Here is an 11,821-nt window from a genome sequence, read left to right as displayed (position 1 = left end):
CAGGCGGAGAGCCCGCAGGCAGGTTGGTGGCTGCGGGCTATTGCCATGGAGGGTCGATGTGGAACGGTCAGTGGACCAGACGCGGGATATTCGAGGTATCGAACTTCTCGTTGCGGTAGGGACCGTTGTAGTACGGGAACCGCGCCACTTTCACACGTACACGCTTCACGGGGTGCCCCAGATCACCCCACAAGACCTCGAGTTCACGACCCTCCACAGCGAGTTCGGTCGAGATGGAGGCGAGCGAGACCATCTTTCGCTCGTGGTAGGCGATCGTCCGGCCGGTGGCGACTCCTACCTTCGCGTCTCCGTCCACTACGTAATCGCCCCGAATCGTGCCGGCGGCGAATTCCTCGGGCCGGAGACCGGAATGGTTGATGTCGTCGTAGGGCTCGACCTCGGTGCCGCGGTACTGAGAGGCGACGACATCGGCGATGTCCTCCGGATTCCACTCGAGTGTGACGGTCTTGCGTGGCCGGTTCGCCGCGATTTTCTCCAGCGCCGCCTTGCCGATGAAGTCGTGGTCGAAGTTGACGAGGTAGCCCCAGTTGACGTCGTACGGCGTCGCATAGAAATTCGTGAGTCTATCCGCCGCGCTGCCGGTCGGCGTGAGAACGAGATACGGCGTCTGCGTGATGAACTCCGAAAGACCCTCGCCGCTTTCGTGTACTGGATAGATGTAGTGCAAGTACTGGTTGGGGTAGCCGGCGACCGTGTGGTTGACGACAGGGTAGTTGAAAACGCCCTGAACCTTTCCGCCGAACTCCTCGACAGTCGCGCGGAGCTTTTTATATGCCTCGACTGCGTTTTCGGCGTTTCCGTGCATCTCGTAGGCGAGAGCACCGGACATTCCCAGACGGTGCACCACTGCCTCGTGCCCATCGAAGTCGATGCGCTTGTTGCGGGCGAACTTCAGGTCGTGCAGGTCGGCACCCGTTGCGCGCTCGACGATCTCGAGGGACTTCGGCCCGTCGATCTGGAAGAAGTACTCGTCGGTGACGTACTCGCCTTCGATGTTCATGCCACTGGTGCTGAGGAAGTAATGAATCACCGGTGCAAGCCAGTAGGTGCGGAAGTGGTTCTCCGCGACCTTGATGACGACACCATCGGCGAGCATGTATCCCTCTTCGTTGCAGATGAGGACGTGCTTCGACATTCCCTCCGGAAAGTTCCCGAAGTCCTTGTTCACCGCGACCCAGTTCAGGAACCGGACCGCGTCAGGGCCCTTCACATCGAATACGGGCGAGAAATTCAAGGCGACCCCCAGCCAGGCCGCGCTGCGGCCGGCAAGGTATTCGTCCTTCATGCCGGTGTACGCGACCGGTACCACGGTCGAGTGGAATGGGGCGTACAGACTCGCCCCTTGGAAAATTGGGCTGTCGGGAGTGAAGAGCATCATCGGCCTCCGGTTTTGGTTAATACACTTGATTTACGGATTAGTTGTTGGCGAGGCCGATTCAGCCGCTCGATACGGAATAATCGGTCGTGCACATATTGACGGCAACTGCGGCGGCAATTCACATTTTTTTGGACCGACGCAGAAACCCTGCCTCCAGCAGCCTGCGGAAGGCCGATGTCGTGGCCGCGCGGTTACTTCGCTGCGCCTCCGTCCACGAGATGACAGAGTTCAAGGTGTTGACGATGACCAGGATTTGCAGGTTCACGTCGACTTCGTCATCCAGGTATCCGTCCGCCGCCGCCGCGGTCCCGAGCCCTACCCAGAACGACTTGAAAATGCTGGTCTCCTGGTGAACACGCTCGCGTTGCTCGGGCGGCAATTGGGGTAGAAGCGAGATCGCTGCGGGCGCCAGGGAGTCGGGTCGCAATATCGACCAGATGTGGGCGTCAACGGCGGCCAGCAGCCGGTCCCGCGATGTCGCTTCGGAAGAGCACTCGGCGACAGCTTTCCGGGCGGCTTCGACGCTGTCGAGCACGCCTCTGCGTGTCACTTCATGAACGAGGGCCGCGCGGTCCACGAAGTGGTAATAGAGGCTTCCGGTTTGCAGGCCGGCCGCAGAGGCGATGTCGGTGAGTTTGGTGCCCGAGAAACCTCGCTCGACGAAGATCCGGGCCGCCCCGCGCAGGATGCGTTCGCGAACCGCGAGCAATCGAGCCGACGGTGCGGTATCGGATACGTCCGAGGGGCTCACATCGTCCAGCTCGAGTGGGTGGCACCCGGTCCGGCGGATCTGGGGTTCACCCCGGCCGGTCTCCGGCGACCGCCGGGGTTCCGAGATCCGCACCACGCGGTGGACGGCTCCACTCGAAGCCCCGGACGACGTGGGAGAGTTGTTTCGTATCGGGGGGCGTTTCGGCATCAGAGTTCACCTTCCTGCCGACGTGATTTCCATCCTCCGAACTCGGCGCGGCGGTGCTCGGCCATGGGAAAGGCCGCGTAGGGGGTTTCCCCCTCGCGTAGACGCGAGACGGCCCACCCTTCGCGGCTGCTCATGCCGTCGGCTTCGGTAGAAGGATCGCCTTGATCTCGAGGAATTCCTCGAGACCATGGCTGCCGTCCTCGCGGCCCAGGCCGGACTGCTTCATGCCGCCGAACGGCGCCCCAGGCCACCGGTCGCCATCGTTGATCCGTACCTGTCCAGCCCGGATTCGGGTGGCGACCCTGGCCGCTCGATCCGGGTCCGACGACCACACGCAAGCAGCCAGTCCGTAAACGGTGTCGTTGGCAATCGTCACGGCCTGTTCTTCATCGTCGTAGGGAAGGATGGCCAGGACGGGACCAAAGATTTCTTCCTGCGCGATGCGCATGTCGGTAGTCACGTCGCTGAAGATCGCCGGCGGTACGAAGTATCCGGTCTGCTCGTCGGCAGGTGTCCCGCACGCGACCAGCCGGGCGCCTTCCGCGGCGGCGACGTCGACATAGCTTCGAACCCGCTCGCGCTGGACATCGCTGATCAGCGGACCGAGGTTCACACCGGGCTTGCGTGGATCACCGATCCGATACTCCCGCAATTCCCGAGCGGCGATCTCCTCGATCTCGGCGAGCCGATCGCGCGGCACGATCATCCGAGTGAGTGCGGAGCAGGTCTGTCCCGAGTTGACGAAGCACCAGGCCAGACCGTCGCGGACCGCCACTTCGAGATCCGCGTCATCGAGGATGATGTTCGGGGACTTCCCGCCGAGTTCGAGGGCGACGCGAGTGACATTGCCCGCAGCCAGCGCCGCGACACGCTTACCCGCCGCAGTCGAACCGGTGAACGACACCATATCTGTGTCCGGGTGGCCCGCCAGTCGTGCGCCTACCACCGGGCCGAAACCGTTGACAAGGTTCACTACACCCGGCGGCAGCCCGATGCCGTCGACGAGTTCGACCAGCCGCAGCGCTGACAGCGGTGTCACCTCGGTTGGTTTGAGGACCACCGTGCAGCCCGCGGCGAGAGCCGGGGCCATCTTCAGGACCAGTTGGTGCAGCGGGAAGTTCCACGGGGTGATACACGCGACGACCCCCACCGGCTCGCGACGCACCCATCGCCCTTCGGTGTCTTGCTCATCGAACGGGTAGGTCTCGGCGAGATCGGCGAAGGCGCCCAAGTTGGCCAGTGGCACGCCGACCTGGACGTGATCGGCCAGTGGCGTTGGGCAGCCGACGTCGTCCTGGATGATCCGGACCAGATTCTCGCGATCGGCCGCCGCGGCGGCTTGGAGCCGTCGCAACCACGTCGCCCGCTCGGACGTCGACAGCCTCGCCCACGCCGGCTGGGCCGCTTTGGCGGCTGCGACCGCGGCGTCCGCGTCGTCCTCGGTCCCCTTGGCCACGACGGCTATGACCTGCTCAGTGGCCGGGTTGCGGACCTCGATGACGCCCTCACCAGTGGAGTTCACCCACGCGCCGCCGATGTACTGCCTCGTGTGTTCGATGATTGTCGCGGTCATGGCGAACGTCACCATTCCTTCTCAGGTCGTTCTGAACTCACGTCACAGGGAGATAGGCGAGAGATGATCATCGCCGCGGCACCGCCGTGTCGCGGGCTGCCTTCAAGCTTTCGTCGAGGCCGGCGACCAGGGGCAGCCAGTCGTATCCGACGGTGATCATGCGGTACCCCATGTCCGCCCGGCCCCGAGCGAGTTCCGCACTGGCGTGGATGCCGGGCAGGACCCCCGCGCGCCTCGCCGATTTCGCGATATGCGCGAGGGTCTGGACCAGCCTTGGATCGTCCTGTGTCGTATCGAGTCCGATATTCATGGACAGGCTGAGGTCGGCCGGGCCGACGTAGATGGCGCGGACCCCGGGCACGGCGAGTATTTCGTCGATGTTCGCGACGGCCTCCTCGGTCTCGATCATCGGGATGCACCACACGTCGTCGTTCGCGGTGCCGAGGTAGCCGCGGCCGTAGTAGGTACCCGCAGCCAGAGGCCCGACGCTGCGCTTCCCGGTCGGGGCGTAGTAGCACGCCTCGACCGCCGCGCGCGCCTCGGCTGCGGTGTTGACCATCGGAATGATGACGGCGCGCGCCCCGGCGTCGAGCACTCGGCCGATGACGGTCGCGTCGTTGCCAGCCACGCGGACCGTGGGGAACGCGCCGCCAACGGCCAACGGACCGAGGAGATCACCGATATCACTGTCGCCGGCCAAGCCGTGCTGCATATCCACGCACACGTAGTCATAGCCCTGGTTCGCTGCCGAGATAGCGGCCAAAGGCTCGCGGAGAAACAGCCACGCCCCGAGCGCGATGCCCTCGCCCCCGAGTCCGCTACGGGAAGCCGTCATATCACCGGACCCCGAAACCGACTGAGCCGAACGGTGCGGAGAACACGGCGCTCACCGTGTCACCGGCCCGGAAGGGAGCGAGCTGGAGGAACGAGCCAGGCAGGACCACGTGCCCCGCTTCGAGAGTGACACCGAACTCCGCCAGCTTCCTGGCCAGCCACACGATCGCGTTCACCGGATTGCCCATAACGGCCGAGGACATCCCCGACCGGATCGGCTCGCCGTTTACGAACAGCGTCGCCGCGACGTCCCGGATGTCGATATCACGCAAACCGACGGGGTTCCCGCCGAGGACGACGCGCCCGCAGCTTGCGGCGTCGGCGACACTGTCGACGACGCCGCCGGGTGAGGATGAGTAACGACTGTCCACCACCTCGAGAGCGGGCAACACGTAGTCGGTCGCGCTGATCACATCCGCTGCCGTCGCGGTCCTGCCGTCGATGTCGCGTCCGAGTACGAACGCAACTTCCACCTCGACCTGCGGGCGGTTCAGGCGGCTGATGTCCAGAACATCGCCCTCGGCGACGAACCAGTCGTCGAACAGCGCTCCGTAATCGGGCTCGGTCGCCCCCGCCACTTCACGCATCGCTCGCGAAACAAGGCCGATCTTGTGCCCCTTCACGACCCGGCCGGCCTGCTGTTTCAGTCCAGTGACGGCTGCGGCGACGTGATAGGCGTCTTCGATCGTTGCGTCGGGGTGAACCGTGACGAGTGACTTGGTCCACTGGCCGGTGCGCTCGGCCTCGACGAGGTCACGCGCGTGTTCATCGCGCTGTTCATCCGTCAACATGGTGTCTCCTGTCGAGCGGTTCAGGACTGAACCGAAACTTGGGGATCTTCGTCCCTGCCGAAGCTTCCGGGGGCCTCGGACAGGTGGCCGTGGACGTCGGTGGCGTAGTACTCGCTGGTCTCGAAGGCGTCCCTGCCGCCGTGGCCGTACTCGATGCCGAAGCCGGACGGCGTCTTGAAGTAGAACGAGTACATCTGGTCGTTGGAGTGCTTCCCGAGAGTCTCGGTGACGGGAATCTTCCGTTCCCGCACGATGTCATGGGTAAAGCCGAGATCATCGAAATCGGTGGCCTGAAGCATGAAATGGTCGATGCGCTTGGGAAGGGGGGCGCCGAACGCGATCGAGTGCTGCCGCTTCGCACCGCGCATGAACACGACGTGGATATGACCATCGCCGTCGGGGCTGGGAAGCTTGTACTCGGTGCCGCCGCGCATACCGAGGATGCGGTAGAACTCGAGACTCTCCTTTGCATCACCGGAAATGAAGCAATGCCCCATTCCCGCGGCACCGGTGGCGAACTTGCCGTGCATCGGACGTCCGGGATGGAATGGTCGGCTGTAGATCAGTTCGGGCCCGTAATAGATCTCGAGGGGGATCCCGGCCGGATCCTCGAGCTTGATCAACCCGAGGACATGTCGCTCCAACGCCTCGGCCTCCGTTCCGACGACGAACGGAATCTCCGCCGCGGCGAGGTTGTCCTGCATCTGCGACAGTGCCTCGGCATCGGCGACGCGAAGGCCGATCACCGTCAGGTCGTCAGCCGGGTCTTCGGTGACGATGATGCGATGATGCTGGTAGTCCATCCGTAAGAAGTAGGTGTTCTCGTCAGGGCCTGGCACATATTCCAGACCGAGAACCTCGGCGGCGAACTTCTTCCATTCGCTCGGGTCGGACACGCCGAACCCGAGGTAGCCCAGTTCGAGGACCCCGCTCATCGAAGAGACTCCTTGCTTGTTCATTAGGTAGATGTCTTTCTGGTCGGTCTCGGTCTTTCAGTCCCGGGGGAGGCTCTCCTTGCGGACAGCGATGTTCTTGATGTCGCAGTAGAAGTCGAAGCTCCATTCGCCGCCCTCGCGGCCGATGCCGCTCAGGCCGAGTCCACCGAAGGGGGCAGCGAGTTCGCGCACCATGTAGCAGTTGACCCAGACCATCCCGGAGCGGATGCGGGCGGCCATGCGCATGGCTCGCTCCTCGCTCTGGGTGAACACTTCCGAGGACAGGCCGTACTCTGTGCTGTTGGCCAGGTCGATGGCTTCGTCCTCAGTGCGGAAGGTCTGCCAGGTGACGACGGGCCCGAATACCTCTCGCTGCTCGATCTCCATGCCCCGTCGGATGTTCTTCACGAGTGTGGGCTTGTAGAACAGCTCGCCTTGATCGAAAGTGCCACCGCCCCAAGCGATCTCGGCCCCATCCTCGACCGCACGATCGACGAATCCCTGAACCCTGTCCCGGTGGACGGGGTGGATCAACGGGCCAAGCTGCGTGGCAGGGTCGCGCGGGTCACCGACAGCCATCTTGGCTGCGGTCTCGGTGAGCCTGCGTTCGAACTCCTCGGCAATCGATTCCTCGACAAGCAGGCGCGTGCCGTTCGTGCAGCCCTGCCCCCCACTTCGGAACGCCACCACCGCATGGTTCACGGCCAGGTCGAGGTCCGCGTCCGCGAATACGATGTTGGGGGACTTCCCGCCGAGCTCGAAACTGGTGGGAACCAGCCGGTCAGCCGCCGCGCGGGCGATGGTCTTCGCCGTCTGCGGCGACCCCGTAAAGCTGATCCGCCGAATGTCCTTGTGTTCGACCAGCGCCTGACCTGCTTCCGCGCCGAATCCCTGCACGAAGTTGACCACCCCGTCGGGGATACCGGCCTCGGCGATCAGATCGGCGAGCAGGGAACAGGTCAGCGGTGCCCACTCCGGCGGTTTGACGACCGCGGTGTTACCCGCGGCCAAGCAGGGACCGATCTTCCATGTCGTGAGCATGAGAGGTCCGTTCCACGGTGTGATGAGGGCGCTGACACCCGATGGGTCGAACCGGACGTAGTTGGTCACCTCGGGAGAATCGATGACGCGATCGTTGATCTTCAGTGCCAGATCGGCGAAGAACCGAATATTGCGCGATGACCGGTCGACCATGTGCGTCCTGGTCATCTGAAGTCCCATACCCACATCGGCCGTCTCGACTGTGGCGAGCTCGTCCCGGTGTTCGAGGATAAGTTCGGCGAACCGGATGAGGTACGGGTAACGCCCTTCGGGCCCGAGGGCCGCCCACGCCGGAAACGCCGCCTTCGCAGCCGCGACGGCATCGTCGATGTCGGCCGCGGTACCGCGGCTGACGTTCGCGAGGTGTTTGCCGTCGATCGGCGAGTGAACCTCGAAGACCTCCGTGGAGTCTCGCCGCTTTCCGCCGATGAAGTGTCCGGTCGCGACCTCGACGCCGTCTACCCGCGCGGTGACTGCGTTGTCCTCGGTTGTCACTGTGTTTGCTCCTTCTGGCGTTCGTTGTGGGGTCGGCGGGGTTGGTTCATTGCGGCACGGCGGCGAGGCCGCCTCCTCCTCGTGGGCGGCCGGGTAAGTCGTGGTCGAGCCGCGTCATCGGAACACCACGGTGCTGTGGCCGTGGAGCAGGACGCGGTTTTCGGCGTGCCAGCGCACGGCACGCGCGAGAGCGGAGCATTCGTTGTCCTGGCCGAGGGCCACGACATCCGCGGTGGTATGAGAATGGTCCACGCGCGCGACTTCCTGCTCGATGATCGGGCCTTCATCGAGGTCAGAGGTCACGTAATGGGCTGTGGCACCGATGAGCTTGACCCCCCGCCGATGCGCCTGATGGTAGGGACGAGCGCCCTTGAAACTCGGCAGCATCGAGTGGTGGATGTTGATAGCCCTGCCCTCGAGAAACTTGCACAAGTCCGCGGACAAGATCTGCATATAGCGGGCCAGAATCACCAGGTCGATCTGTTGATCGGTGATCAGATCGATCAGCCGGGCCTCCGCGGCGGGTTTCGAGTCGGCGGTGACCGGGATGTGGTGGAACGGGATGTCGTAGTTGTCGGCCAGATAGCCCAGGTCGGGGTGATTGGCGACAATCGCACGGATATCGATGGCCAGTCGGCCGGTGGCGGCGCGGAACAGCAGATCGTTGAGGCAGTGCCCCATTTTGCTCACCATGATCACCGCACGCGGCTTATCGGCGGTGGTCGTGAGCCGCCACGTCATGCCGAAGGCATCGGCAACCGACTCGAAATCCTGCCGTATTCCTGGGAAGTCGTGTGGCGGCCGGTGCTGGATCGAGGTGAACTGGACGCGCATGAAGAACGTTCCGTCCTCCGGATCAGAGGATTGCTGGCTCTCCCGAATGTTCATGTCGTGCTCGATCAAGAACGCCGCGACGGCGTGCACGATCCCGGGGACATCCGGGCAGGAGAGGGTGAGAATATACTCCGCCGGTTTGTCCTCCGGCGTCGCCGAAGCTATCGGTTCCATGGGGCCCTTTCGTGTCCGAATTCGCCGGCGCGCATGTCAGTGCTCGGCCTGTAGGTGGCGGGCGGCCAGCGCGGCGTTGCGCAGCAACCACACATCGGTTACCGGTCCCACGCCGCCCGGTACCGGCGTGATCGCCCGCGCGCGAGTGAGCACCTCGTCGAAGGCCACGTCGCCGACCACGCGAACGCCGCCCGTTCGGTCATCGGGAACGGCGTTGATGCCGACATCGATCACGACCGCGCCTTGACGGACGTGCTCGGCGCGGATGAGTCCCGGTTGACCGGCGGCGACGATCAGCACGTGGGCGCGCCTGGTGTGCCATCCGAGCCTGCCGTTGCGGCTCGCCCACTCGTCGACCGAGTTGACCGCCGCCTGTCGTTCGAACGCGAGCGCGAGCGCTGGCTTGCCGACATTGCTCGAGCGGCCGACGACCACGATTTGGCTGCGATGGTAGAACTCCCGCCGATCCTCGCCTGCCTCATCGAGCCAGTGGTCGAGAATATGGAATACCGATGCGGCGGTGGACGGCACGTAGCGGGGTGCGCCGAGCGCGAGCAGTCCCGCGTTCACCGGATGGACCGCCTCGATGTCCTTCGCGGGCGACAACGCGCGAAAGACCGCTGACTCATCGACGTGATGCGGCAGCGGACGCATAACGATGAAGCCGCTCACCGCCGGATCCGCGTTCAGCTGTCGCACCGCTGCCAGAATCTCGTCCTGCGTGGCAGCTGAGTCCAGCCGGATATGCTGGCACTGCACATCGAATTCGGCGGCCACACGGCCGATCCGTCGCGCGTAGGCGGTCGAGGCGAAATCGCCGCCGACGGTCAGGGTCGCAATACCGCAATGGAACCCGTTGCTTCTCAGGTTTGCAATTTCATCGAATACCTGCGATTTGAGGTCAGTGGCGATTTTTCGCCCATCGATGACCTGAGCAGTCATGGCATTTCCTCGGTTTCACCAAAGCAATATGTCGGGACACGGTTAACGGAACGATCGCGGAATTATGCGACATCTGTGACTGTCGGAACGGAATGAATAATTTGGTCCCGAACTTCTGTGATTCGACGCTAACCATCGGGCAGCGGGCGGGCAATCATCGGTTCCCGATGTTGGAACGCGCCGCGGTTTGCCAGGGTTTACGCTGAGAGTTGCGCACCCAGTGGCCATCGGCGCAGGAAGTACCGAAGGTCTGTATGGAGTTGGAGCTGCGCGCCGGGGTTATATTTCAAGCCTTGGCGACCAGGCCGGCACATCGGATCGGCCGGGAGGCTCGCGTCAGCTTCTAGCCCGGCTCAACCGCGACCCTCGACGATCTCGACCAGACATAGGCAGCGCTCGGCTACGTCCGCACCAGCGGCTGGCGTGAGCGAGTCACCTCATCCGGTGCGGTGCTTCGCTGAGGCTCAGATCGGTTGCGAGGACCTCCCTTAGGCCCAATACCAGTGACTTAAGGTTTGTGTGCTGGTAGGTTCTGTGCCCGGGAGGTGTGTATGCCGCGGCCTGGGCAGGTCAAGACGGAGACGGATGAGCGGTTGTCTGACCGTATCGCGGTCGGGTTGTTGACGAGGACGTTTCCGCCGGAGTTGGTGGATCGGGTGGTGGCCGATTGCGGGCGGGCGGGGCAGCGGACGCGGTTGCTGCCGCCGCGTGTGGTGGTGTATTTCGTGCTGGCGATGTGCTTGTTTTCCGGTCAGGGCTATGAGGAGGTTGCGCGGCTGCTCACGCAGGGTTTGGTGTGGGCCAAGCGCTGGTCGGGGTCGTGGCAGGTGCCGACCACGGCGGCGATCTCGCGGGCGCGGGTGAAGCTGGGTCCGGCGCCGTTGAAGGCGTTGTTCGCCGAGGTCGCGCGGCCGTTGGCGACCGAATCGACCCCGGGTGGCTGGTATCGGGGTTGGCGGCTGGTCGCGGTGGACGGCACCACCTTCGATGTCCCCGACAGTGCCGAGAACGCGGAGTGTTTCGGGCGTCCGAAGACCCATCGCACTGAGCGGTGCGCGTATCCGCAGGTGCGGATGGTGGCTCTGGCCGAGTGCGGCACGCATGCGATCACTGCGGCGGCTCTGGGGTCGTTCACGACCGCTGAACCGGTCCTGGCCCGTGGGCTGTTCGGGCATCTGAGGTCTGGCGATCTGTTGTTGGCCGACCGTGGTTTCACCGGTATGCAGCTGTGGCGGGCGGCGTGCGCTGGTGGTGCGGATCTGTTGTGGCGCATACGATCCCACCTCGTCCTGCCGGTGGTCGAGGAGTTGGGCGACGGCTCGTATCTGTCGGAGATCGTGGAGGCGAAAGATCACCGCAAACGCGCCGATCCGACGAGGGTACGGGTTATCGAGTACACCCTCGAGGGGCCGGGATTCCCGCAGCAGGAGGCGCCCTACCGGTTGATCACCACGATCCTGGATCCCGCCGCGGCCCCGGCGACCGAGCTGGCCGCGTTGTATCACGAGCGCTGGGAGATCGAGACCGCACTCGATGAGTTGAAGACCCACCAGCGCGGACCCGCGCAAGTGCTGCGGTCGCGTTCGCCCGAGGGTGTCGAGCAGGAGATCTGGGGACACCTGCTGGTGCACTACGCCATTCGCACCCTGATGCACGACACCGCCGACGCTGCCCGTATCGACGCCGACCGGTTATCGTTCACCCGCAGCATCCGCCTCGCGCGCCGCCAGGTGAGCGCGCAGGCGGGTTTTTCCCCCTGACGACCTGGCCAGAGCATTGGCCGAGGGCCTGCGCGAGATCGCCCGTCACCTGCTGCCACCCAGACGCGGACGAACCAACCCCCGCGTCGTCAAACGCAAAATGTCGGGCTTCAAGGTCAAACGC

Annotated in this window: 10 protein-coding genes; 1 reads left to right on the top strand and 9 read right to left on the bottom strand. The window is 64.3% G+C overall.

Features of this window, described 5'->3' with window-relative positions; all coding sequences use genetic code 11:
* Positions 1-67: 67 nt before the first annotated feature.
* From ACQPYR_RS29320 to ACQPYR_RS29280, 9 genes are all read right to left on the bottom strand, one after another.
* On the bottom strand, positions 68-1,396 hold the full coding sequence (locus ACQPYR_RS29320; protein WP_433635273.1) for a hypothetical protein: 1,329 nt from the start codon (positions 1,394-1,396) through the stop codon (positions 68-70).
* A gap of 121 nt (positions 1,397-1,517) precedes the next feature.
* Complete coding sequence (locus ACQPYR_RS29315) at positions 1,518-2,150, bottom strand: TetR/AcrR family transcriptional regulator (protein WP_433622161.1); 633 nt, start codon at positions 2,148-2,150, stop codon at positions 1,518-1,520.
* Between the two features lie 298 nt (positions 2,151-2,448).
* Positions 2,449-3,891, bottom strand: a complete 1,443-nt coding sequence (locus ACQPYR_RS29310; protein ID WP_433622160.1) for an aldehyde dehydrogenase family protein — start codon at positions 3,889-3,891, stop codon at positions 2,449-2,451.
* A 67-nt stretch (positions 3,892-3,958) separates the two neighbouring features.
* Positions 3,959-4,726, bottom strand: a complete 768-nt coding sequence (locus tag ACQPYR_RS29305) for an HpcH/HpaI aldolase family protein (protein ID WP_433622159.1) — start codon at positions 4,724-4,726, stop codon at positions 3,959-3,961.
* Position 4,727: 1 nt separating this feature from the next.
* Positions 4,728-5,516 (bottom strand): 2-keto-4-pentenoate hydratase, encoded by a 789-nt coding sequence (locus ACQPYR_RS29300; RefSeq protein ID WP_433622158.1) that lies wholly within the window; start codon positions 5,514-5,516, stop codon positions 4,728-4,730.
* A gap of 20 nt (positions 5,517-5,536) precedes the next feature.
* Positions 5,537-6,451, bottom strand: a complete 915-nt coding sequence (locus ACQPYR_RS29295) for a VOC family protein (RefSeq protein WP_433622157.1) — start codon at positions 6,449-6,451, stop codon at positions 5,537-5,539.
* Between the two features lie 57 nt (positions 6,452-6,508).
* Positions 6,509-7,987: an aldehyde dehydrogenase gene (locus ACQPYR_RS29290; protein WP_433622156.1), complete on the bottom strand. Its 1,479-nt coding sequence runs from the start codon at positions 7,985-7,987 to the stop codon at positions 6,509-6,511.
* Between the two features lie 114 nt (positions 7,988-8,101).
* Positions 8,102-8,995, bottom strand: a complete 894-nt coding sequence (gene purU, locus ACQPYR_RS29285; RefSeq protein ID WP_433622155.1) for a formyltetrahydrofolate deformylase — start codon at positions 8,993-8,995, stop codon at positions 8,102-8,104.
* Between the two features lie 36 nt (positions 8,996-9,031).
* Complete coding sequence (locus ACQPYR_RS29280; protein WP_433622154.1) at positions 9,032-9,937, bottom strand: bifunctional 5,10-methylenetetrahydrofolate dehydrogenase/5,10-methenyltetrahydrofolate cyclohydrolase; 906 nt, start codon at positions 9,935-9,937, stop codon at positions 9,032-9,034.
* A 551-nt stretch (positions 9,938-10,488) separates the two neighbouring features.
* Between ACQPYR_RS29280 and ACQPYR_RS29275 the strand changes: the two genes are divergently transcribed.
* The gene (locus ACQPYR_RS29275; protein ID WP_433620857.1) at positions 10,489-11,697 is read left to right on the top strand and encodes an IS4 family transposase; all 1,209 of its coding nucleotides are present in this window, start codon (positions 10,489-10,491) and stop codon (positions 11,695-11,697) included.
* The last annotated feature ends 124 nt before the right edge of the window (positions 11,698-11,821 follow it).

The sequence above is a fragment of the Nocardia sp. CA-120079 genome, from assembly GCF_050955745.1.
Taxonomy (GTDB): domain Bacteria; phylum Actinomycetota; class Actinomycetes; order Mycobacteriales; family Mycobacteriaceae; genus Nocardia.
This window is presented reverse-complemented; position numbering and strand designations above follow the sequence as displayed.

Coding starts and splice junctions, on each gene's coding strand:
- ACQPYR_RS29320 (WP_433635273.1), bottom strand. CDS start 1,396: ATGCTCTTCACTCCCGACAGCCCAATTTTCCAAGGGGCGAGTCTGTAC.
- ACQPYR_RS29310 (WP_433622160.1), bottom strand. CDS start 3,891: ATGACCGCGACAATCATCGAACACACGAGGCAGTACATCGGCGGCGCG.
- ACQPYR_RS29305 (WP_433622159.1), bottom strand. CDS start 4,726: ATGACGGCTTCCCGTAGCGGACTCGGGGGCGAGGGCATCGCGCTCGGG.
- ACQPYR_RS29300 (WP_433622158.1), bottom strand. CDS start 5,516: ATGTTGACGGATGAACAGCGCGATGAACACGCGCGTGACCTCGTCGAG.
- ACQPYR_RS29295 (WP_433622157.1), bottom strand. CDS start 6,451: ATGAGCGGGGTCCTCGAACTGGGCTACCTCGGGTTCGGCGTGTCCGAC.
- purU (WP_433622155.1), bottom strand. CDS start 8,995: ATGGAACCGATAGCTTCGGCGACGCCGGAGGACAAACCGGCGGAGTAT.
- ACQPYR_RS29280 (WP_433622154.1), bottom strand. CDS start 9,937: ATGACTGCTCAGGTCATCGATGGGCGAAAAATCGCCACTGACCTCAAA.
- ACQPYR_RS29275 (WP_433620857.1), top strand. CDS start 10,489: ATGCCGCGGCCTGGGCAGGTCAAGACGGAGACGGATGAGCGGTTGTCT.